Here is a 20,965-nt window from a genome sequence, read left to right on the forward strand (position 1 = left end):
GCCGATGGACGTCACCCAGGACGACGTCATGGCCTGCCGGTTCCGGATGCTCGAGCCCCACGAGATCAAGCGCGGCATGGCGTTCCCCGACGAGTACGTGATGCTCGGCACGAAGCGCGAGCAGGTCAAGATGGCCGGCAATGCCGTCACCCCACCCGCAGCCCGCGACCTCATCGCCGCCGTCGCCGACTCCCTCCTCGGCGGCGCCGCATGACCGACCGACCACCTAGCGAGCACGACGACCAACCAGCGGCAGACCACGCCGCCCTCGCCGAACGCGCCGTCATCGGCGCCATGCTCCTGTCCCCCGCAGCCATCGACGAAGCCAACGACGTCCTCACCGGCCGCGACTACGCCTCACCCCGCAACGAGCTCATCCACGACACCATCACCACCCTGCACGCCGCAGGCACCCCCGTCGACGGCCTCACCGTCGCAGACACCCTCGGCCCAGACCTCCCCCGAGCCGGCGGCCTGTCCTACATCCTCGACTGCGCCACCCACGCCCCAATCCCCGCAGCAGTCACCCGCTACGCCGACATCGTCCGCGCCGCCGCACACCTGCGCACCGTCGACGCTGCCGTCACCCGCATCCACCAAGCCATCACCACCAGGGACCGCGAGTACGACGTCCTCGAGCTCGTCAACACCGCCCGCGACGAGCTCGACCGCATCGCAACAGCCGACACCAGGGCCATGCCCCACCCCGAAGCCGTCTACGCCGCCCTCGACGAGCTCGAACAACCCCCCGGCATGCCCACCCCCTGGGACCGCCTCACCAGCGCCATCGCCGGATGGAAGCCAGCCTGCCTCTACATCGTCGGAGCCCGCCCCGGCATCGGCAAGTCCGTCGCCGGCGCCGGCATCGCCCTCGACGTCGCACGCCGCGGCAAGACAGCCCTCGTCTACTCCCTCGAGATGTCCCGCGCCGAGCTCTACCACCGCCTCATCGCCTCAGTCGGGTCCATCGACATGAGCCTGATCCAGCACCGCAAGCTCACCCCCACCCACTGGGAGCACCTCGCCCCCGCCGCCAAGCACATCGCCGAACTGCCCATCCACATCGACGACCGGGCCGCCCTGTCCCTCACCCAGATCCGCGCCCACGTCAAGGCCGAGCAGCGCAAGCACGACGTCGGCATCGTCGTCGTCGACTACCTCCAGCTCATCGCCCCACCCACCGGCGCGCCACGCGACGACCGGCGCGTGCAGGTCGACGCCATCAGCCGCGGACTGAAGAACCTCGCCAAGGACACCTGCCTACCCGTCGTCGCCCTCGCCCAGCTCAACCGCGGCCTCGAGTCCCGCGCTGACAAGACCCCGACCCTGACCGACCTGCGCGAGGCCGGCGGCCAGGAGCAGGACGCCGACGTGGTCCTGCTCCTGCACCGCGACCTGTCTGGCAGCCACGCCCCCGCCACCGAGCTGAAGGTCGTCGTCGGGAAGAACCGTCACGGCTCCACCACGAGCTTTGACCTGTTCTTTCGTGGCGAGTACTCCCGCATCGAGGACCCGCCCTGGTCCCCATCGGCCACCCTGGAAAGGAACGACTCCTGATGGCAGACGCCCGAACCTTCATCAAGGTCCACGACGGACTCGACGAGCACCCCAAGATCGAAGCTCTCTCGGACCGGGCGTTCCGCCACCTCATCACCCTGTGGTGCTACTGCTCGCGGAACCTCACCGACGGCTTCATCTCCGAGCGCACGTGGAAGCGAATCACCAACCCAAGGACCGCCCGTGAGCTCATCGAGGTGGGACTCGTGACCGACGCAACTTCTTCGTCCTACTCACCGGTAACCATGGGTCGTGACCATTCTGTTACCACGGCACGTGGGTACTGGATGCACGACTATTTGGACCACCAGCGGTCGCGCGCCGAGGTTGAGGACTTAACGGAAAAGCGCAGGTCAGCGGGCCGCAAAGGTGGCAAAGCACGCGCCAGTAGCCAACCAACCAGCCAAGCAAATGCTTCAGCAAGTGCTACAGCAAGCGGCAAGCAAAACGGAAGCAGAGCAGAGCAGAGCAGATTCTCTCCCCCTCCCCCCTCATCAAACGAGCCACCCGCACCGGCTGAGTCGCCGGCTAACGCCGCCGAGAGAGAGACCACGCCCACCGGCCACAACCCCGCCAGACAGCTCGCCGCCACCCTCCTAGGCATCGACTCCAACGACCCCCGCCTAGACCGCCTCCCCGACATCCTGCGCGCCAACAACGTCCGCGCACCCGCCGCCTGGCTGCGGGCCACCGCCCAGGCCGGGGACCTCGCGCCCCTGATCGACGCCCCACCCGACCCGGAACCAGACCCATGGGCGCACCTGAAGCCGCCCGAGCCGATCCCAGACGGCACGCCAATGCCCGAGGAGCTGCGCCGCGTCGTCAATGCCCACATCCGCAGACCCGCCACCACCCCCACCCGGAAGGACACCCCATGACCGACCCCCACGCCGACCGTGACCGCAGCGAACCCCGTGGATGGTCTGAGGACCAGCTGCAGCCCGTGGAGGGCGCCTACGGCGACGCCATCGGCTCGCTCGTCGACTCAGCCAAGGCCGAAGCTCAGGTACAGCGCGAGCGGGACGAACTGAAAGCCGAGAACGCGGACCTGCGGGCCCAGGTGGAGGAGCTGGCGCGGTCCGTGGGCCACGACCACGTCTCCGCGAAGTACTGGCGGCAGGCCGTGCACGCCAATTACGAGCGGGACCAGCTGCGGGCCGAGGTCGCGGACCTGCGCGCCGTGGCCGCACTCCTCGGGGACGAGGTCCGCCGCACCGAGGCTGAGCGGGACGCGCTGCGGGCCGAGGTCGAGCGGCTGCGACTCCTGCTCGCGTCCGAGACGTACCGCGACGAGGGCGGACGCATCCTCATCGACCAGATGCAGCGTACCGAGGTGGAGCGGGACCACGCCCGCGATGAGGTCGAGCGGTTGCGTAGTCACAAGATCGCCGACCCGGACCTGCGCGCCCTCCACGAGAGCGCCAAGGCGTACAGCCGATCGAACGCAGCCCTGCGCGAGGTCTGGGGCTACACCCACTCGACCACGCTCGATTGGCTCATCCGCCAGAAGCGGATCGGGCCCGTCCATCGCGTCACCGAGGAGCGGGACCATGCCCGCGTCGTCGCCACCCTGCTCGAGGGCGAACTGGCGCGTGTCGAGAGCAAGGTGGCGCGAGTCGAGGCGCAGCACCCTCGTGGTGAGACCTGGTACGACCCCGGCGAGGGTGAGGTCACCACGGACGACGACCGGATCGAGGACGGATGCCAGCGCTGCGGCGAGCCGTGGCCGTGCGCGACCATCGCCGCGTTGGCGCGGGTCGAGGCGAAGGTGGTGGGGGCGCTGGATGGTCCCGGCGTGCCTGAGGCGACCGAGGGCGGTGCGTGATGGACAAGCCCTGCGAGACCCGCCTCACCAGCGACGGCCAGACCGTCCGCGTGCGAGGCAGCATCGGCCAAGCCGACCTCGACGTCCTGGCTGCACAGGTCCGGGCGTACGCCGACAGTCGGTGCGGGGTCGAGTCCGATGTGCCCATGCTCGCCATCGCGCAGCGCATCCACGGGCGGAAGCACTACGCCTGTGGGCGGGAGAGGGGTCACGAGCCGCCCCACCGGTGGCCGGACATCGGGGACGGCCCCGCCCACGTCGAGTGGACGGAGGCCGACCAGTGAACGCCCACGACCCCGCCGACATCGAGACCGTGGCGGCAGAGCTGTTCTTCCACTGGTCGCAGTGGGACGGGCACGAGGAGGATGACTGGGAGCATCCGCGCCCTGGCTGCGCCACATGCGAGCGAGCGATGGCGGCCTGCCAGGGCGCCGCGCGAAGCGTCCTCGACGCGCTCGACCTGCCCGGGCGCGAGCGGCGAGCCAAGGCCGCAGCGCTCCGGGACGCGACTGACGCGTGGCTTTGGGGCGGATGGGACAAGGCGCTCCTACCCCCACCCACGGAGGGCATCATCCCCCTCGCGTACGCCCAGCGCGTGGGCGACTGGCTCCGCGCCTACGCCGCCCGGATCGCCGAGGCCGACCAGTGAAGCGCCCCTGCCCCGAGCCGGACTGCGACCGCCGCTCCGGTCACAAGAAGCGCAAGCACCGGTGCCACGAGTACGGCGTCGACCACCACGGGCCGTACAAGGCCACCATCCGCTGGACCCGACCCAAGGAGACTCCGTGAGCGACGTGCAGGCGTTCCTCGACCAGTGCGACGACGTGCTGGCCGACTGGGAGGGGTCGGCCGACTCGGCGACGTGGACCGCGGACGGCGGCCATGAGGAGGAACGCCGGCTGGCCCGACACGCAACGCTTCGGGCCGTACAGCGGGTGGTGTGCGACACCTGCCGCACCGACATCGGGTGCTGCCTCACGTTCCGTACCGGAGGCCAGGTCATCCTGTGGAGCCCACGCGTCGTGGACACCGGGCACCACTGCGGCGAGGAGACCGGCCGTGGCTGACGGGCGCGCCCTGTGCGGCGCGAAGACCCGCAACGGCGGCACCTGCCGCAAAGCACCACTCGCCGGCGCCACCCGCTGCGCCAACCATGGCGGCAAGTCCCCCAAAGCCCAAGCCAAAGCCCGCGAACGCCTCGCCGTCCAAGCCGCCGAACGCGAGGTCGCCCGCCTCGGCGCCCGCCGCGACATCCACCCCGCCGAGGCGCTCCTCGAGCTCGTGCACTGGACCGCCGGCGAGGTCGACTACTGGCGCGCCCGCGTCGTCGACCTCGCCGACACCAACGAGGACGCCCTCACCTGGGGCCGCTCGTCCGAGACCGACAAGGGCTCCGGCGAGTTCCCCGGCACCGAGACCACGTCCGAGGCCGCGCCCAACATCGCCTACCGGATGCTGACCGACGCCTCCAACCGGCTCGCCGCCTACGCCGCCGCCGCACTCAAGGCCGGCGTCGACGAACGCCGCGTCCGCCTCGCCGAATCCCAAGGCCAGCTGGTGGCCGAGGTCATCCGCGGCATCCTCGCCGACCTTCAGCTCACCCCCGAGCAGCAGACCCTCGTCGGCACCGTCGTCCCCACCCGCCTACGCCAGCTCGCCGCCGAAGGAGCCTCACGTTGACCGAGCAGACCGCCGACACCAGCCCAACCGACACCACCCCCACCGACGCGGCCCGCGACTCGCTCGCCACGATCCGCAAGGGCTGGCGGCACGTCCTCAACCCCATGCAGATCGCAGGCGGCGGCTCCACCCGCGACACCCCACGCCCAGCCACCGAGGACGAGATCGACTACGCCCCCGACGCCCGGCTCGACACCCCCCGCACCCTCGCGTTCTGGGTCCACGCCGCCGTCGACGAGTGGCCCGGCATCCTCGACCGCCCCGAACGCGTCCCCCAGCCCACCACCGACGAGGACGCCTACCCCGCCTGGACGATCCACATGCGGACCATCACCGTCGACTGCGGCGACGTCTACGACATGCTCGACCTGCTCGAGCGCGAAGTCGACCGGCTCGCCACGTGGGTCGACGGCACCCACGACTTCGGGGCCACGTTCGTCACCGAGGTCGACTCTCTTGCCCGTGCGGTCTCCCGCGTCGCATGGCCGCCCAAGGGCGACCGCATGACGATCGGCGACTGCCCCGCATGCGGTCGGCGCATCCGCGTCAAGCCCCCCGAGTGGCGCCGCGTACCCCAGCCCACGACCGACCCCGACACGTACCCGATGTGGTCTTGGCGGCCGGAGCGTGACAAGCCCATTACCTGCCGTTGCGGTGCCGAGGAAACCCTCGAAGGGTGGCGCGAGCGGATGGCCGGACCGTCGCTGCTGCTGACCGCGGAGCAGATCGTCACCGACGTGCGGGAGCAGCTCGGCATGCGCTACACCACGGCGGCCGTGCGCCAGTGGTCGCGACGTGGGCTCATCGCCAGCAAGGGCTACTCGAAGCAGGGCCACGCCCTCTACGACCGCACGCAGGTCCTGGCCGCCCTGATGGCCCGCGAGAAGGAACGGGCCTCTTGAGTTGACACGGGAATGACAAGCGTGTGATTCTGTCGCCGTGACACGGCCAGGGGTGTAGTGCGCCCGCAGCTAGCCACATCCCCTCTCGCTCCTCGAGGTGAGCGATGACCCCCGACTGGCTCGAGTTCGCTGCTCGCTCGTTCGAGCCTCGTGGCAACCAGTGGCCCACCCCAGGCGCCCTCGCGCGCCAGTTGAACCCCAAGACGGTCCAGACGCCCGCACTCGACCTGATCGACGCAGCGCTGGTGGAAGCCGCACGCACCCCCGACAGCCGGCTCATCATCTGCATGGCCCCGCAGGAGGGCAAGAGCGTCCGCGTCGCTGGCGACTTCCCCACCTGGCTGCTCACCGAGAACCCAGACCTGCGGATCGTCAACGCCTCCTACGGCCAAGGGCTGGCGAACCGCAGCGGCCGCGCGATCCGCAACCGCATCACCGCCCACCCCGAGCTGGGGCTGCGCATCGCACCCGACAACGGAGCCGTGCACGAGTGGTCCATCGACGGCCACGAGGGCGGCGTCCTGTCCGTCGGGGTCGGCGCCGGCGTGACCGGTCGGCCCGCGGACCTGCTGATCATCGACGACCCGATCAAGGACCGGAAGGAAGCCGACTCCAAGACGTACCGCGACAACGTGTGGGACTGGTGGACAGACGCCGCGTCAGCCCGTCTCGCTCCCGGTGCTCCCGTCGTGCTCATCCTCACCCGCTGGCACCACGATGACCTCGCCGGACGGCTCCTCGCCCAGGATGAGGGTTGGCGGCTGCTGAACATCCCAGCCCAGGCCGACCACGACCCGGCCAAGGGCGAGACCGACCCCTTGGGCCGCGAGCCCGGCGAGTTCATGGTCTCGGCCCGCGGTCGGACCATCGCCCAGTGGGAGCAGCGAAAACGCACCGCCGGCACCCGCACCTGGGCCAGCCTCTACCAGGGCCGGCCCACCCCCGACACCGGGAACCTCTTCCCCGTAGACGGATGGGCGCGCTACGAGCAGCCGCTGTGGGTGGTGCGAGATGACGGCGCGCGCATCATCCCCGACGCCGGCCGCAACCCCGACGTCGAGCTCGTGCAGTCGTGGGACTTCGCGTTCAAGGACACGAAGAGCTCCGACTTCGTCGTCGGTCAGGTGTGGCTCCGCCGCGGCACGAAGGCCTACCTGCTTGACCAGGTGCGACGTCGCGCCGGGTTCTCCGAGTCGTGCCAGATGATGCTGGACCTGACCGCGCGGTGGCCGCAGGCGGTCGCGAAGCTCGTCGAGGACAAGGCCAACGGGCCTGCGATCCTCAACGCGCTGCGAGCGAAGGTTGGTGGGCTCATCCCCGTCGAGCCCGAGGGCAGCAAGTACGCCCGGGCGGCCGCCGTTACCCCGCTCGTCGAGGCCGGTGACATCGTCCTGCCCGACCCGATGGCGCCAGAGCTGCTCGACGAGGAGGGGCGGTCCACGGTCGCGTGGGTCGTCGACCTCACGGAGGAGGCCCGCGACTTCCCCAGCGGCGCACACGACGACACCGTGGACGGGATGTCGCAGGCGAACCACCGTCTGCTGCTCGTGCCGATCCTCGACGGGCAGGTCCGTGACGCGGATGACCTACTCGACGAGGACGAGGACGCCGGTCTCGCCTGGGCGGCCTCGTACTGAACCGACCACCGGAGGGGGCATCACGCATGGCCGACGCCCCCACCCTGGAGCAGGTGGCCCGGCTCGAGGACACGCTCGAGCTGATGCACGAGGCGCTGATCGACGCGCAGATGGCTGCCGACGAGGCCGGCTGGACCAAGATCGGCTCGGACGACGCCGCGCTGCTGTCGCGCGAGGAGCTGCGCAAGGCAGCGAACCTGGCCCGCGTCATGAGCGTCGCGGATCCGCTGATCTCGCGCGCAGTGAACCTGCGGGTCGCGTACGTGTGGGGTCGGGGCGTTACCATCCAGGCTCGACAGGAGGACGGCGCCGAGCAGGACCTCAACGCCGTCGTGCAGGCATTCCTCGACGACCCATCCAACCAGGCCACCTTCACCAGTGGGCAGGCCCGCGAGGAGCTCGAACGGCGTCTCGCGACTGGCGGACAGGCGTTCCACGCCCTCGTCACATCCCCCCTGTCCGGCCGCGTGCAGGTCCGGGTCATCCCCGCCCGCGAGGTCGACGAGATCATCTGTAACCCTGAGGACTCCGCCGAGCCCTGGTTCTACAAGCGGACCTACACCCGCACGATGGTCGAGGCCGGGTATGCGGGGACGCGGACGCGGCGGGAGACCCGGACCGTCTACTACCCGGCGGTCGGGTACTGGCCGAAGGTGCGGCCCTCGACGGTCGACGGGCGCCCGGTCGAGTGGGACAAGCCGGTCCTGCACACGGTGGTGAACCGCCCGGAGGACTCCCAGTGGGGCATCGGGGACGTGTACGCCGCGCTGCCATGGGCGAGGGGCTACAAGGAGTTCCTCGAGGACTGGGCGAAGCTCGTCAAGGCCTTGTCGCGGTTCGCGTTTCGGGCGACGGCGAAGAACCGGGCCGGCGCTGCTGCGGTGCGCAGCCGCCTGTCGGCCGCCCCGGTCACTGGTGACGGGTCAGTGGGCGGCACGGTCGTCACCGGCGAAGGCCAGGCGTTCGAGGCCATCGGCAAGTCCGGTGCGACGATCGACTCGCAGTCGGGGCGTCCGCTGGCGGCGATGGTGGCCGCGGCGACCGACGTGCCCGTGACGATGCTGCTGGCCGACCCCGGTGTCACCGGCGCCCGGGCGACGGCCGAGACACTGGATGAGCCGCTGCGCCTCATCATCGAGATGCGCCGCGACCTGCACGCCGACCTGATCCGCAAGGTCCTCGGCTACGTCATCGACCAGGCCGTCAAGGCGCCGCAGGGTCCGCTCAAGGGCCGCATCACTCGCGACCCGGTGACCGGCCGGGAGGTCGTCGCGCTGGCCGGCGAGCAGGACCGCGGCATCGACGTGGTCTGGCCGGACCTGTCGAAGGACTCGCTGGAGACCTTGGTCAAGGCGATCGTGGAGGCCGACGGCACGGAGATACTGCCCCCGCTGGTAATCGCCCAGCTGCTGCTCGCCGCGCTGGACGTCGACAACGCCGACGAGGTCCTCGCCGGGCTCGTCGGCGCGGACGGCAACTTCGTGTGGCCGCGGGATGCCCAGGCTGCCCGGTCGCAGCAGGACGCCGTCGCGGCCGGTACCGTGCCGCCGGCGGCCTGACGTGGCAATCCAGCGCGAGACGCTGCGCCTGCTCGATGGAATGCGCGTGTCCATGCTCGCGCCGGTCGACGCGGCCGCACAGGCACTGATCCGCTCGTGGGGCACGGCGTGGAACGAGCTGGCTGCCGAATGGGACGCCGCGCTGGTGGACCTCGTAGCTGCATCGAAGGACGGCCGCTGGCCGTCACGACGACAGGTCACGCGCGCCAGGCGGGCGCAGAAGGCGATGGAGGCCACCCGGGCTGCGCTGCTGGACCTGTCGCGAGACCTGCCGGTCGTCGTCACGCAGGCGCTGCCAGCCATGACGGCTGACGCGGCCGACTGGGCGCAGCGGCTTGCCGCGTCGCAGTATCCGCCCCAGGCCGGGACCGCGATGCAGGTCATCACCACGTTCGACCGGGTCGACCCGGCGGCGCTCGAGGCGATCGCGCGACGCACGACGCAGCAGGTCACGGCGCTGTCGCAGCCGCTGTCCGCCCAGGCCGAGCAGGCGATGCGCTCGGCCCTCGTCCGCGGTGTCGCGCTCGGCGACAACCCGAGGCGGGCCGCGCAGGTCATGCTCGATCGGGTCGAGGGCGCTTTCAACGGCGGCCGGAACCGTGCCCTCGTCATCGCGCGGACGGAGATGCTCGACGCTCACCGTGCCGCTGGGATGGCACAGGACCTTGCCAACGCGGATGTGCTTGCAGGCTGGGACTGGGTTGCGACGCTCGACCGCCGCACGTGTCCCTCCTGCCTCGCGAAGCACGGCACCCGGCACCGGCTCGAGGAGCCGGGCCCCCATGATCACCAGCAGGGCCGCTGTGCCCGCGTGCCGGCGACCAAGTCGTGGCGTGACCTCGGGTTCGACCTCGACGAACCCACCGACGCCCTGCCCGATGCGAGGGCGTGGTTCAACGGCCTGCCCGACGAGGACCAGGTTGCGATCATGGGCCAGGCACGCTTGGACCTGCTGCGGTCCGGCAATGCCTCGTGGGAAGACCTGACGGTCAAGCGCACCACTCCCGGCTGGCGCGACTCGTGGGCGCCGCGGCCGGTGTCAGACCTCGCCGCGTAGCTCGCGCGGTCCCTCGACCGTCGTCGCGGCGCAGCGGACACACTCGTACTCGATGTGCGTCCCGTCCGCCGCCAGCGTCACTCCGGTCATCACCCACAGGTGCTCGAGGCAGTCCGAGTCGTCAGCTGCCACGCTCGGCCCGCCAACGCTCCTTCGCCTGCGTGTACTCCACCGTCTCGGTGCAGCCGTTGGCGCATACCTCGCGCCCGTCTCCCTCGATCGACTCGCCGCCCCATGCGCTGCCCAGCGAGCGGCGCGGGACGCGCAAGGGACCACCGCAGACCAGGCACCGCTCCGGGATATCCGCATCCATCGCCCCAGAGTCCCATGACCCCAGGAGGTCAGCATGCCGAAGGCCATCAGGGAGTCACGCTCCCTCGCGGTCCGCGAGGCCGAGGGTGGCAAGTCCGGCCGCCTCAAGGTGGGGCTCATCACCCCGGGCTGGGGCAGCTCCGGCTACTACTCCCCGAAGGTCCTCGAGAACGCGGCCGCCGCGAAGGTCTTCCCAGCCGGCACGCAGATGTTCCTCGACCACGAGACCGAGGCCGAGAAGTACGAGAGGCCCGAGCGCTCCGTGCGCGACCTCGCCGCCGTCCTCACCGAGGACGCCACGTGGGACGGCGGCCAGCTTGTCGCCGAGGCGCAGGTGTTCGGTCCGTACGTCGACCTGCTCGCCGACGAGCAGTTCGCCTCCGCGATCGGCGTCTCGATCCGCGCCTACGCCGACACCACGATCGGTGAGGCCGAGGGCAAGAAGGGTCGGATCATCACCGAGCTCACCGAGGCCCTGTCGGCCGACTTTGTGACCAAGGCCGGCCGCGGCGGTCAGATCCTGCAGGTCCTCGAGTCGGCCCGGCCCGCGCTCGTCGTGGAGCGTGCCGTGCAGCACGGCGTAGCCGAGGCGACCGCCAACGACACCCGCGAGGCCCTCACGCAGGCGCTGCGCGAGGAGTACGGCGGCGAGCAGGCATGGGTCTGGGTCCGCGACTTCGACGACACCACGGTGTGGTTCGAGTGGGAGACGCCGGACGAGTCCGCCACGTTCGCGCAGTCCTACCAGCTGCAGGACGACGGGTCGGTTCTGCTCGACGGTGACCGTACCGAGGTCCGCGCCCGCACCGAGTACGTGCCTGTCACCCCACCCCCCGCCGCGGAGAGCGGCACCACGAATGTCCCGGCACCGGTCGGACAACCCCACCCCATCCCGAGTTCTGAGGAGAACAGCATGGGAACCATTCAGGTGGACGAGGCCGAGCACGGCCGACTCACCGAGGCCGCTGGCCGGGCCACCGAGGCCGAGCGGCGTGCCACCGAGGCCGAGCGTGCGCTCGCGCTGTACAAGGCCCGCGAGGGCGCCCGACCCGTCGTCGCCAGCAAGGTCGGCGAGTCCTCGCTTCCCCCGCGGCGGCAGTCGCGTGTCGTCGAGGCCGTCCTGGCCCAGGTCGCCATCGGCGACGACGGGCAGGTCGACGCGGCCGCCGTGGTCGCCGCCACCGAGGCCGCGGTCAAGGACGCCGAGGCCGACATCGCCGAGATCGCCGAGGCCCTCGGCGCCGGGAAGGTCACCGGATTCGGCCACACCAACACCGTCGAGGTCGGCGAGGCCGACGCCGCAAAGGCCGTCGCGTCCGCGTTCGGCCGCCAGGTCAAGGAGGCCTGATCCACATGCGCAACGAGCGACTCCACGAGGGCAACCGGCTCTCCCTGCCCGTCCCGGCCGGCACCGCGTCCAGCGCACCGGTGCTGGTCTTCGGCATCCCCGGCGTCACCGCCACGAAGGAGGGCGAGGGCGGCAACATCGCCGGCCGCGCGACCGTCTGGACCGAGGGCGTCTTCGACGTGTCCACCCCGGACGCCGTGGGCGCGGAGGGCACCCCCATCTACATCACCGCAGCGAACGCCCTCACGGTCACCGCGGCCGGCAACACCCTCTTCGGCCGCACCGTGGCAGACGCCGACGGGGCGGGCGGCACGAAGGCCGCCGGCGCCGGCACCGTCCACGTCCGCCTGGCCAAGGTCTGAGGAGGCCTCCCACCATGACGATCATCCAGCTCGCCGAGTCCTTCGGCGTCACCGAATCCGGCATCATGGCCGGCACCGGGCCCCAGGCGCGGCGCCGCGGCGCGAACCACCGCTCCATCGCCGAGGCCGCGACCCTGCTCGGGGCGGCATGGGGCGGCTCGCGGTACGCGGCGCTCGCCGTCCACGAGGCCCTGTCCACGTCCGACCTGTTCAAGTCTGCCGCCGGCGACGTGCTGGACCGGGAGATGCTCGCCCAGTACGAGGCCATGCCCACCCAGTGGACCGGGTTCGCGACCCGCACCACCGTCGCCAACTTCCGCAAGAAGTACCTGCGGGAGCTGTCCGGCGCGAGGTCCGCGCTCGAGCGCGTCCCCGAGCTCAGCGAGTACCCTTCCGCGGACTACGCCGTCTCGGAGCGGTCCATTCAGGTCGGCAAGTTCGGCCGCCGGTTCGGCTACTCGTTCGAGGCGCAGGTCAACGACGACCTCGAAGAGCTGCGCCAGGTCCCCGCCGAGTTCGCGACCGCCGCCGGGCTGACCGAGGACCGCGAGGCCCTCAAGCTGCTCGCGACGTCGACGGGAGCCCCGAACACGGGGTTCTTCAACGCCACGAACGGCAACATCGGCACCGGCGTGATCACGCAGGACCGTCTGCAGGCCGCGATCACCACGGTCTCGACCAAGCGCGACGCACAGGGAAACCTGCTCTCCCCTGGCCCGCTGCAGCTGGTCGTCGGCCCGGCGCTGCAGTTCACGGCGCAGCGGATCCTCGACCAGCAGGTCGTGCGGGTCACGAACGGGTCGGTGACCACGGAGGAGCCGAACCCGCTGCGTGGCCGGATCACGCTGCGGGTCCTGGAGAACCTGCCGGGCACGGCGTGGTTCGTGCTGCCCCTGCCGTCGGCGCCGCGCCCGGCGTTCTACGTCGCCTTCCTGCGCGGCTGGGAGACCCCGGACATGCGGTACAAGAACGACCAGGGCGCCCGTGTCGGCGGTGGCGCGATCGCCCCCGAGGAGGGCGACTTCGACGTGGACGCCGTGTACTGGCGTGTCCGTCACATCGTCGGCGCGGCGACCGGCGACCCGATGTTCACGTATGCCAGCGATGGCATCGGCGCCTGAGGAGGGTGGCTGAGATGGCTCAGAACCAGGACGCGTACGGCGAGGGCGACTTCGTGAAGGTCGTCGACGCCGGAGGCAACGTGCAGCCGAACGAGGTCCCGAAGGCGTGGGTCGGCACCGACCTGCTCCCGGAGGGCTGGAAGCAGGCTCCGAAGGCCGCCGTCTCGGCCGAGGAGAAGACCGCGGCGGCCACCGCCGAGGCTGAGATTGCCGAGCGGGTCGCGGCAGAGACCGCGGCGTCGCCCGCGCCGGCCGAGGAGAAGGCGGCGACCGCGAAGGTGGCTGCGGAGAAGTCCAAGGCGGCCAGGGACGCGTCCGCGTCCTGACCTACTGGGACCGCCAGCGGCCCCTGTTCGGGGCCGCTGGCGCCCATCCCGTCATGAAGGAGGTTGGCCGTGGACTACCTGCCCGAGGACCAGGTGCGCCTGCTCATCTCCGACGTGTCGACCGACGCGGCCAAGCAGATCCTCACCGACGCGCAGGTCGGCGGCTACCTCGCCATCAATGCCGGCAACGTGCGCCTCGCTGCGGCCGACGCCCTCGACGCGATCGCCTCCAGTGAAGCGCTCGTGTCCAAGGTCATCCGCACGCAGGACCTCGCCACCGACGGCGCAAAGGTTGCCGACGCGCTGCGCCGGCACGCCACCTCTCTGCGCGCTCTCGCCGGAGCCGACGACGAAGGCGTGTTCGACATCGTCGCTCCGACCACGACCCGGCCGGAGCTCACCAACCGCGGCTACAGCGTGTGGGGGCTGTAGGCGCATGCCGTTCGACAGTGCCGTCGTCATCCCGCCCGACTGGTCCCGCCACCATGCTGCGGCTGCGCAAGGCGGCATGAACGCCCGCGTCACGGCCGGCGTCCCCACCGGGGCACCGGTCTATGACCCGACCACCGACGACACCAGGCAGGCATGGTCGGATGACTACACCGGCCCCGCCCGCATCCAAGCCCTGCAGTCCGCGATGCAGGCACCCGCCGCCGGCCAGAACATCACCGGCCGGCCCTACCTCGTCCAGCTCGAGCTCGACGCCGGGCTTGTCGTCCCCGGCTCACGCGTCAAGGTCCTCGAGGCGGTCAACGACGCCCAGCTCGTCGGACAGGACCTATGGGTCGTGGACTACCAGTACGGCTCCGAGCGGTTCACCCGCGACATGGTGTGCTCCGACAACCAGTCGGACGCCCCCACCACCTGAAGACCTGCGGTCGGGCGTCAACGGCTCCAAAGCCGCGCGCCGTGTTCATGAACCGGGCCGAAGGACGCTTGAGAGGCACCCTGGCTGGGTCACAGCTGGGCCAGCGCGGCGCCCGCCTTTCACCTCTTGCAGCAGCGTTCCTGCGCCCGACCGCCAACCTCAAGGAGGCCTCGTGGACATCGACCTGTCGGAGCTCAACTCCCTCACCGTCGACCTCGGCAAGGCGGGCGAGAAGGCGCTGCCGCTCGCGCGGCGCGTCATCCAGAAGTCGGCAGCCGACATCAAGCGGGACGCGCAGGTCTTCGCGCCTGTCGACACCGGCAACCTGCGCTCCTCCATCGGCTACGAGACCCACGAGCTCGCAAGTGCCGTCACCGCCGAGATCGGCCCCACCGCCTCCTACGGCCACTTCGTCGAGTTCGGTACGTCGCGCATGGGCCCACACGCCTACATGGGCCCAGCGCTCGACCGAAACGGCTACTCCTTCGAGAAGGCCATGGCCGCCGTCGCGAAGGCACTGGATCTCTAGTGGACCTCGAGCAGCGCACGCAGGCCGTCCTGATGCTGCTGCGCGGCCAGCCGGGTCTCGACGTGTTCGACGGCGAGCCTGACGCCCGCATGGACTCCGACGGCCGCGCCCACCCGTACGCAGCGCTCTACGTCTCTCCGGGCCGGCGCGACCCGAACGAGGACGCCGTCACGACCGGCAGCGACCTGCTCGCCTGGACCTTCCAGGTGACCGCAGCCGGCGGTGACGTGCCCCGTGCACGACGAGCCGTCACCCGCGTGCTGGCCGCACTCGATGGAGCTCGCATCTCTACCGCCGGCGGGCCGATCGCCCTCGCCGCGGACCCTGGCCCGATCCTCACCGACCGCACCGTAGCGCCATACCGCTCATACGCCCCGCTGCTCTTCGCCGTTCAGCTGGCCGCCGAGTAGACCGACATCCACCTCCTGCCCTGGAAGGGGTCAACAGTCATGCCCGATTTCGTGGACGCCGTCGCCAAGTCGACCGGTGAGAAGCAGGTCATTCCCGCCCACTGGCTCGACGACCCGGTGCTTGGCGCCGACTTCGAGCCCTACGACGAGCGGGCTGACATGCCCGCCCGGAACGCGTCGAAGGCCGACTGGGCCGCGTACGCGTCCTCGCAGGGCCTGCCGCCCGAGCAGGTCGAGTCCCTGTCCCGGGACGAGCTCGCCACCATCTACGTCCCCCAGGAGGACTGACCTATGCGCATGCTCAGCACCGGCCACGTGAAGGTGGCGATCCTCACCACGAAGCCGGCGAACATCGCCGCCCCCACGGTCCTCGAGCTCAACGGCGGTATCGCGAACGCCGCGGACTTCATCCCGAAGTCGCTGTGGAAGTGGGGCGCTGGCGACCCGAAGACGGTGAGCGACCCTGCGCTGTCGGCCAACTTCGAGGCGGAGGTCCCCACGGAGGACACCTACGACCTCGGGCTCGGCGTCTACCGCGGGTATACCGCGGCGGGGGCCGTGGACGCCACGGAGGACGCCCTGTTCGCGGCGACGAAGCTGCGCGGGACGACGCTCTACATCTACGCCCGCAAGACGGGCAAGCTGTCGACGGACATCTGGGCGGCGGCGGACGAGATCTACCTCGGGGGTGCCGTGGTGACGGGCACGCCGAAGGAGGTCTCCGAGGGGTGGATCAAGTACGAGGTGCCGATCTTCGCGCAGACGATGTTCAACTTCATTGCCGCCGCAGCCTGACCCTTCTGACCCTCGCGCGGCCCTGTCTTCCACGGGTCGGGGCCGCGCGAGTCAACCCGTGGAACCTGTGGAGACAGCGAGAGCAGCGAGATGGAAACAGTACGAAGCACCAGCGGTGAGCGCACGTGGGTCGCGAAGATCTGCGAGGACCTCGGGTATGACCCGAGGGAGGTCTGCCGTATCAAGATGGACGCCCATGTCGTGACCGTGACGTGCGTGCGGCGCGACGAGGCCGTCGGAGACCGGTGGGCGCACGTGAAGATCGAACACCCCATCGTCGGCCACCTCTTGGATGGGGAAGCCGAGGCTGGCGCGCAGGCCCTCGCCGCAGCCGGCCAGATGGACGCGGCCCACGCCGATGATGTCGTAGCAACGGCCCTGCGGACGTTTGTGCTGACAGGCCCCGAGGACGACCGATGAGTGACCCAGTGGCCGATGACCAGCCCCTGTCCGCCGCCCCGCCGCAGGCTGCGGCCGCCGCGTTCGGCATCGTCGACAGCACGCCACCACTGGACCCGGCGACGTTCGACCTCGACGACTTCATCGCCGGGATGCGGCCCACCCGACGCACCGTGAAGATCCACGAGCGGGGCGACCTCATCGGCGTCATGGACGAGATCGTCGACCGCATCGACTCCACCCCCGAGGACCAGGACGTCAACGACCTCATCGCCGCCTACGAGCAGGCCAAGCAGGCTTTCCTGGCGCACACCGCGTACTGGACGGTGGAGAAGCGCTCCTCCGAGTGGGTGACCGACCGGTGGGCCACGTACGCCCGCGCGAACGGCCTCACGCTCGACAAGGACGGCGACACGACCGACATGAAGGCCCGGCTACGGCTGCTCATCGACCAGCTCGTGGGGCAGGTCGTGGAGGTCAAGCCAGCCGGCGGGGCGCCCGTGCCCGTGCAGGTGACGCATGAGCGGCTGCGGCGGATGTACGACGCGAACGAGGGCGAGCTGAACAAGCTCATGTACGCCATGACCGACGCGAACCAGGCGGTGGCTCAGTCGGCGCGGGTCCTGACGCGGGATTTCTCGCAGAGGTCCTCCACCGGCCGGAGTGGTACGGCCTCCTCGTAGACCTGCGCCGGGCCGCACAGCTGGGTGTGCCGCCGACCCGGTACCTGGGGTGGTCGTGGCCGGACTGGTGCGAGACGGACTGCCTGCTCGACCGGGCGGTGCACGAGCACGACCGCAGGTTGTGCGGTTGCGGGTGCGGGTTCTGGACGTCGGAGTCGCACGGCGACGAGGGCGACGGTGAGTTCGTCGCCGAGGTCGCCGTGTGCTGGGCGAGGGCCGCGATCGAGAAGGCCACCGAGGGCGGTGAGCTGCCGCCGGGTGCGGTGGTGTGGGCGCGCCGCGCCACCGACGACGACTGACTGGGGGGTGATTCCGTGGCGGACCGTTCCATCGTCGTCAGGCTCCGCGCGGATGTCGCTGGCTTCCGGGCGGGCATGGCGTCGGCGAAGAAGTCCGTCGATGACCTGACCAAGGCCGACGTCAAGAAGCCGGCCAAGGCATTCCAGGACATGGCCAACGGCGCCGCGCTCGCGGGTGCCGGGGTCGCGCTCGGGGTCGCGAAGGCGATTAAGTCCTTCGCCGACTTCGACGCGGAGATGTCCGCCGCCGGTGCGGCGACGGGCGCCACCGGGCAGCAGCTGTCGGACCTGCGGGACGCTGCGATGAAGGCCGGCGCGGACACGAAGTTCTCCGCCACGGAGGCCGCGCAGGGCATCACCGAGATGGCGAAGGCCGGGGTGTCCGCGCACGACATCCTCGCCGGTGGTCTCAACGGCGCGTTGAACCTTGCCGCCGCCGGGCAGCTCGAGGTGGGCCGCGCGAGTGAGATCGCCGCCACGGCGATCAACCAGTTCAACCTCCAGGGCAGCGACGTAGCCCACGTCGCTGACCTGTATGCCGCCGCGGCCGGCAACGCGCAAGGGTCGGTGGACGACATCGCCAACGCGATGAAGTACGCCGGCGTGACGGCGAACTCGATGGGCGTCTCCATCGAGGAGACCACCGGTGTCATCGGGCTCTTCGCGTCCAAGGGCATCATCGGCGAGCAGGCCGGCACCTCCTTCCGCTCGATGCTGATGTCCTTGACGTCGCCGTCGAAGGCCGCCGCGAAGACGATGGGCGAGCTCGGGATCAACGTCTACGACGCCTCCGGCAACTTCGTCGGGCTGCAGGGCGCGGCGCAGATCTTGCAGGACCGGCTGGGCCCGCTGGACGAGGCGACCCGCAATGCCGCGCTGGGGCAGATCTTCGGCAACGAGTCCATGGGCGCGGCGATCGCGCTCTACCAGGGCGGCGGGCGGGCTGTCGCGGACTGGACGGCGAAGGTCAACGACGCAGGTTTCGCGCAGGAGCAGGCCGCGAAGCTGATGGACAACCTCAAGGGCGACTTCGAGCAGCTGTCCGGGTCGTTGGAGACGGTGTTCATCAAGTCTGGGTCCGGCGCGAACGATGCCCTGCGTGGGCTGGTGCAGGGTCTCACTGGGCTGGTCAACCAACTGGGGCAGGTCCCGGGGCCCGTGCTACTGGCAGGCGCGGCGCTCGCTGGGCTGGCGCTGGGGGTGCCCAAGGGCGTCGGCATGTGGCGGGAGTACCGGGCCAGCCTCGACGCGCTCGGCCTGTCCATGGACAAGATATCGGCCAAGTCGCCGCGGACGGCTTCGGCTATCCAAGGGCTCGGGCGTGCGAGCGCTGGCCTCGCCATCGGCGTCGCGGCCATGAAGGCGTTCGGCTCGGAGGCCGACTCGATCAACGCCGACACCCTCGCCCAGGACCTCGCCGGGGCGTCATCGTCGCTGGACGCGTTCAACGCGGCGGCGCGGGCGAGTACGTCGAACGGGTGGGGGCGGCTTGCCTCGGACGTTGACTCCTTCGGCGACGCCCTTCACTACACCTTCGACTCTGGGTTCCTCGACAACGTCGACCGCGGCATCGGCTCCCTCAAGGGCATGGTCGGCATGCAGGACGTGTCGAACATCGCGAACGCCTCCCGGCAGCTCGACGCGCTCGACCGGGCGCTCGCGGCCATGGTCGCTGGCGGCAACACGGATGGTGCGAAGCGGTCCTTCGATGAGCTGGCGACCGCAGCGGCGCGACAGGGCATCACGGTCGACCAGCTCAAGTCCAAGCTGCCTCAGTACGCATCGGCGGTCGCGACCGCAGCGACGACGGCCAAGGGCTCTGCACCGGGTATCGACGCGTACCAGCAGGAGCTGGAGCAGACGCAGCAGTCGGCGGAAGACGCGAAGAAGGCACTCGACAACCTCAAGACCGCGATCCTCGGCCTCGGGTCCCCCGTGGTGGAGCAGCGTAACGCAGAGGACGCGTACCGGGCCGCCGTCGACGCGGCGACCGCCGCGGTGAAGGACAACGGCCGCACCCTCGACAACCACACCGAGAAGGGCCGGGCGAACCGGGCTGCCCTCAACGGGATCCGCGACTCGTCCCTATCGGCGGCGTCCGCGACCTTCACCCTCACGGGGGACCAGAACCTCGCGGCGCAGGCCGTGGCCCGCGGCCGGGTGGAGTTCATCCGGCAGGCGCAGCAGATGGGCCTGACGAAGCAGCAGGCCGAGGCGCTGGCCACCTCGTACGGGCTGATCCCGAACGATGTCACGACCCTGATCAAGACGGCGGGCGTGCCGACCGCGCAGGCGCAGATCGACGCGACGACCGGCAAGGTCACGATCCTCGACAACAAGACCGCCACCCCGACCGTGCGCGCCAACATCGACTACGGGTCGTTCAACTTCGCTGAGTCGCGGCTCAACTCCACCGCGCGGGACCGGTGGTCCACGATCCACGTGCGGACCCTCATCGACACCATGCCGGGCGCGGCGCTGCCCGGGGCGCGCATTCCCGGCAACCCGTTCTTCATCCGCCGCGCCGCTGGTGGCCCGATCCACGGCGTCGGGTCGGAGACCTCGGACAGCAACCTCCTGCTCGCCTCCCGCAACGAGCACGTGTGGTCCGCTGCGGAGGTCCGTGGCGCCGGTGGGCATGATGCGGTGGAGCGGATGCGCGCCGCGGCCCGTGAGGGGCGGCTCGTGCGCCGGGCCAACGGTGGCGCGGTCGGTGTGATGCGTGTCGCTGAGAGGGTCGCGATGGCCCGCTCAGCAGGGGCGGCGGTCGCCGTCCTGTCGGGTGAGGACCGGGCCCTGCTGCGGTCCGTGGCGGCCCTGGCGGACCGGCCCGTGCAGGTGCAGGCGGCCCTGCATGTCGACGGCAGGCAGGCGGGCACGCTCGTGGCCGCTGGCGATGCGGCGAACGCGCGCGGGGGGAGGCGACGGTGACGGCATGGCTCGGTTCCCTCGGGGCGATGGTCCCGGTCGGGCCGATGGCGCGGCTGGCCCCGGACTCCTCGCGGGCCCGCACGTTCACGCCCACGGTCGGCGGCGGGATGACCTCACGGCAGGCGGTCCGCTCGTTCCGCAAATGGTCGGCCGCCACGTCCGCGGCGCGCACCCCCGACCAGCTCGCGAACCTCGCCGCGTTCGAGGTCGGTGGGTACGGCGCGGGCCCGTGGTGGCTGGTCGACGAGTGGGCGCAGGTCACGAATGTGCTGTGCCCGTGGGACTCGGAGCTGATGACGCCGTGGCTGAGCACCGTCTCCGGGGGGCCGCAGTGGCTCGGCGGTGACGTGTACGCCGGCCGGTCG

At 70.7% G+C, this 20,965-nt stretch carries 30 protein-coding genes; 28 read left to right on the forward strand and 2 right to left on the reverse strand.

What is annotated here, in order from left to right; genetic code table 11:
* From VFJ94_RS10655 to VFJ94_RS10715, 13 genes are all read left to right on the forward strand, one after another.
* Positions 1-214: DNA cytosine methyltransferase (locus VFJ94_RS10655; RefSeq protein WP_325004187.1), on the forward strand; the 214-nt coding region annotated here is incomplete at its 5' end.
* Positions 211-1,557: a replicative DNA helicase gene (locus tag VFJ94_RS10660; RefSeq protein WP_325004188.1), complete on the forward strand. Its 1,347-nt coding sequence runs from the start codon at positions 211-213 to the stop codon at positions 1,555-1,557. The genes VFJ94_RS10655 and VFJ94_RS10660, both read left to right, overlap by 4 nt.
* Entirely contained in the window at positions 1,557-2,435 is an 879-nt protein-coding gene (locus VFJ94_RS10665; RefSeq protein WP_325004189.1) for a hypothetical protein, read from the forward strand. The genes VFJ94_RS10660 and VFJ94_RS10665 overlap by 1 nt, the downstream gene beginning before the upstream one ends.
* On the forward strand, positions 2,432-3,382 hold the full coding sequence (locus VFJ94_RS10670) for a hypothetical protein (protein WP_325004190.1): 951 nt from the start codon (positions 2,432-2,434) through the stop codon (positions 3,380-3,382). Before VFJ94_RS10665 ends, VFJ94_RS10670 begins: the two co-directional genes overlap by 4 nt.
* Positions 3,382-3,666, forward strand: a complete 285-nt coding sequence (locus VFJ94_RS10675; RefSeq protein WP_325004191.1) for a hypothetical protein — start codon at positions 3,382-3,384, stop codon at positions 3,664-3,666. The genes VFJ94_RS10670 and VFJ94_RS10675 overlap by 1 nt, the downstream gene beginning before the upstream one ends.
* Positions 3,663-4,031: a hypothetical protein gene (locus tag VFJ94_RS10680; RefSeq protein WP_325004192.1), complete on the forward strand. Its 369-nt coding sequence runs from the start codon at positions 3,663-3,665 to the stop codon at positions 4,029-4,031. The genes VFJ94_RS10675 and VFJ94_RS10680 overlap by 4 nt, the downstream gene beginning before the upstream one ends.
* The gene (locus VFJ94_RS10685) at positions 4,028-4,171 is read left to right on the forward strand and encodes a hypothetical protein (protein WP_325004193.1); all 144 of its coding nucleotides are present in this window, start codon (positions 4,028-4,030) and stop codon (positions 4,169-4,171) included. Before VFJ94_RS10680 ends, VFJ94_RS10685 begins: the two co-directional genes overlap by 4 nt.
* On the forward strand, positions 4,168-4,449 hold the full coding sequence (locus VFJ94_RS10690) for a hypothetical protein (protein ID WP_325004194.1): 282 nt from the start codon (positions 4,168-4,170) through the stop codon (positions 4,447-4,449). The genes VFJ94_RS10685 and VFJ94_RS10690 overlap by 4 nt, the downstream gene beginning before the upstream one ends.
* Positions 4,442-5,062, forward strand: a complete 621-nt coding sequence (locus tag VFJ94_RS10695; protein WP_325004195.1) for an HGGxSTG domain-containing protein — start codon at positions 4,442-4,444, stop codon at positions 5,060-5,062. The genes VFJ94_RS10690 and VFJ94_RS10695 overlap by 8 nt, the downstream gene beginning before the upstream one ends.
* On the forward strand, positions 5,059-5,964 hold the full coding sequence (locus VFJ94_RS10700; RefSeq protein ID WP_325004196.1) for a hypothetical protein: 906 nt from the start codon (positions 5,059-5,061) through the stop codon (positions 5,962-5,964). Before VFJ94_RS10695 ends, VFJ94_RS10700 begins: the two co-directional genes overlap by 4 nt.
* 104 nt (positions 5,965-6,068) lie before the next feature.
* Positions 6,069-7,601 carry a phage terminase large subunit gene (gene terL, locus VFJ94_RS10705; protein ID WP_325004197.1) on the forward strand — a complete coding sequence of 511 codons (1,533 nt, stop codon included), beginning with the start codon at positions 6,069-6,071 and terminating at the stop codon, positions 7,599-7,601.
* Between the two features lie 26 nt (positions 7,602-7,627).
* Positions 7,628-9,160, forward strand: a complete 1,533-nt coding sequence (locus VFJ94_RS10710; RefSeq protein WP_325004198.1) for a hypothetical protein — start codon at positions 7,628-7,630, stop codon at positions 9,158-9,160.
* 1 nt (position 9,161) lies between these two features.
* The gene (locus tag VFJ94_RS10715; RefSeq protein ID WP_325004199.1) at positions 9,162-10,217 is read left to right on the forward strand and encodes a phage minor head protein; all 1,056 of its coding nucleotides are present in this window, start codon (positions 9,162-9,164) and stop codon (positions 10,215-10,217) included.
* On the opposite strand, the gene VFJ94_RS10720 is transcribed toward VFJ94_RS10715, so the two are convergent.
* Positions 10,200-10,349 (reverse strand): hypothetical protein, encoded by a 150-nt coding sequence (locus tag VFJ94_RS10720; protein ID WP_325004200.1) that lies wholly within the window; start codon positions 10,347-10,349, stop codon positions 10,200-10,202. The two genes, VFJ94_RS10715 and VFJ94_RS10720, sit on opposite strands and share 18 nt — an antisense overlap.
* Entirely contained in the window at positions 10,339-10,530 is a 192-nt protein-coding gene (locus VFJ94_RS10725) for a hypothetical protein (protein WP_325004201.1), read from the reverse strand. Before VFJ94_RS10725 ends, VFJ94_RS10720 begins: the two co-directional genes overlap by 11 nt.
* Positions 10,531-10,563: 33 nt before the next feature.
* Here VFJ94_RS10725 and VFJ94_RS10730 point away from each other — a divergent pair, with 33 nt between their 5' ends.
* The 15 genes from VFJ94_RS10730 to VFJ94_RS10800 all read left to right on the forward strand — a co-directional run.
* On the forward strand, positions 10,564-11,877 hold the full coding sequence (locus VFJ94_RS10730; protein WP_325004202.1) for a hypothetical protein: 1,314 nt from the start codon (positions 10,564-10,566) through the stop codon (positions 11,875-11,877).
* A gap of 5 nt (positions 11,878-11,882) precedes the next feature.
* A complete protein-coding gene (locus VFJ94_RS10735) occupies positions 11,883-12,239 on the forward strand; it encodes a DUF2190 family protein (RefSeq protein ID WP_325004203.1) in 357 nt (118 codons plus the stop codon).
* 14 nt (positions 12,240-12,253) lie between these two features.
* Entirely contained in the window at positions 12,254-13,360 is a 1,107-nt protein-coding gene (locus VFJ94_RS10740) for a hypothetical protein (protein ID WP_325004204.1), read from the forward strand.
* Positions 13,361-13,374: 14 nt separating this feature from the next.
* On the forward strand, positions 13,375-13,686 hold the full coding sequence (locus VFJ94_RS10745; RefSeq protein WP_325004205.1) for a hypothetical protein: 312 nt from the start codon (positions 13,375-13,377) through the stop codon (positions 13,684-13,686).
* A 69-nt stretch (positions 13,687-13,755) separates the two neighbouring features.
* Positions 13,756-14,118 (forward strand): hypothetical protein, encoded by a 363-nt coding sequence (locus VFJ94_RS10750; protein WP_325004206.1) that lies wholly within the window; start codon positions 13,756-13,758, stop codon positions 14,116-14,118.
* A 4-nt stretch (positions 14,119-14,122) separates the two neighbouring features.
* Entirely contained in the window at positions 14,123-14,554 is a 432-nt protein-coding gene (locus tag VFJ94_RS10755) for a DUF6093 family protein (RefSeq protein ID WP_325004207.1), read from the forward strand.
* A 172-nt stretch (positions 14,555-14,726) separates the two neighbouring features.
* Entirely contained in the window at positions 14,727-15,083 is a 357-nt protein-coding gene (locus VFJ94_RS10760; RefSeq protein WP_325004208.1) for an HK97-gp10 family putative phage morphogenesis protein, read from the forward strand.
* Positions 15,083-15,493: a hypothetical protein gene (locus VFJ94_RS10765; RefSeq protein WP_325004209.1), complete on the forward strand. Its 411-nt coding sequence runs from the start codon at positions 15,083-15,085 to the stop codon at positions 15,491-15,493. The genes VFJ94_RS10760 and VFJ94_RS10765 overlap by 1 nt, the downstream gene beginning before the upstream one ends.
* A gap of 39 nt (positions 15,494-15,532) precedes the next feature.
* Positions 15,533-15,781 carry a hypothetical protein gene (locus tag VFJ94_RS10770; protein ID WP_325004210.1) on the forward strand — a complete coding sequence of 83 codons (249 nt, stop codon included), beginning with the start codon at positions 15,533-15,535 and terminating at the stop codon, positions 15,779-15,781.
* 3 nt (positions 15,782-15,784) lie between these two features.
* Positions 15,785-16,288: a hypothetical protein gene (locus tag VFJ94_RS10775; protein WP_325004211.1), complete on the forward strand. Its 504-nt coding sequence runs from the start codon at positions 15,785-15,787 to the stop codon at positions 16,286-16,288.
* A gap of 90 nt (positions 16,289-16,378) precedes the next feature.
* A complete protein-coding gene (locus VFJ94_RS10780; RefSeq protein ID WP_325004212.1) occupies positions 16,379-16,708 on the forward strand; it encodes a hypothetical protein in 330 nt (109 codons plus the stop codon).
* Positions 16,705-17,370: a hypothetical protein gene (locus tag VFJ94_RS10785; protein WP_325004213.1), complete on the forward strand. Its 666-nt coding sequence runs from the start codon at positions 16,705-16,707 to the stop codon at positions 17,368-17,370. Before VFJ94_RS10780 ends, VFJ94_RS10785 begins: the two co-directional genes overlap by 4 nt.
* A gap of 26 nt (positions 17,371-17,396) precedes the next feature.
* Positions 17,397-17,669 carry a hypothetical protein gene (locus tag VFJ94_RS10790; RefSeq protein WP_325004214.1) on the forward strand — a complete coding sequence of 91 codons (273 nt, stop codon included), beginning with the start codon at positions 17,397-17,399 and terminating at the stop codon, positions 17,667-17,669.
* Between the two features lie 15 nt (positions 17,670-17,684).
* Entirely contained in the window at positions 17,685-20,600 is a 2,916-nt protein-coding gene (locus tag VFJ94_RS10795; RefSeq protein WP_325004215.1) for a phage tail tape measure protein, read from the forward strand.
* On the forward strand, positions 20,597-20,965 hold a 369-nt coding region (locus VFJ94_RS10800; protein WP_325004216.1), incomplete at its 3' end, for a hypothetical protein. The genes VFJ94_RS10795 and VFJ94_RS10800, both read left to right, overlap by 4 nt.

This window comes from Intrasporangium sp., from assembly GCF_035688975.1.
Classification (GTDB): domain Bacteria; phylum Actinomycetota; class Actinomycetes; order Actinomycetales; family Dermatophilaceae; genus CALMNV01.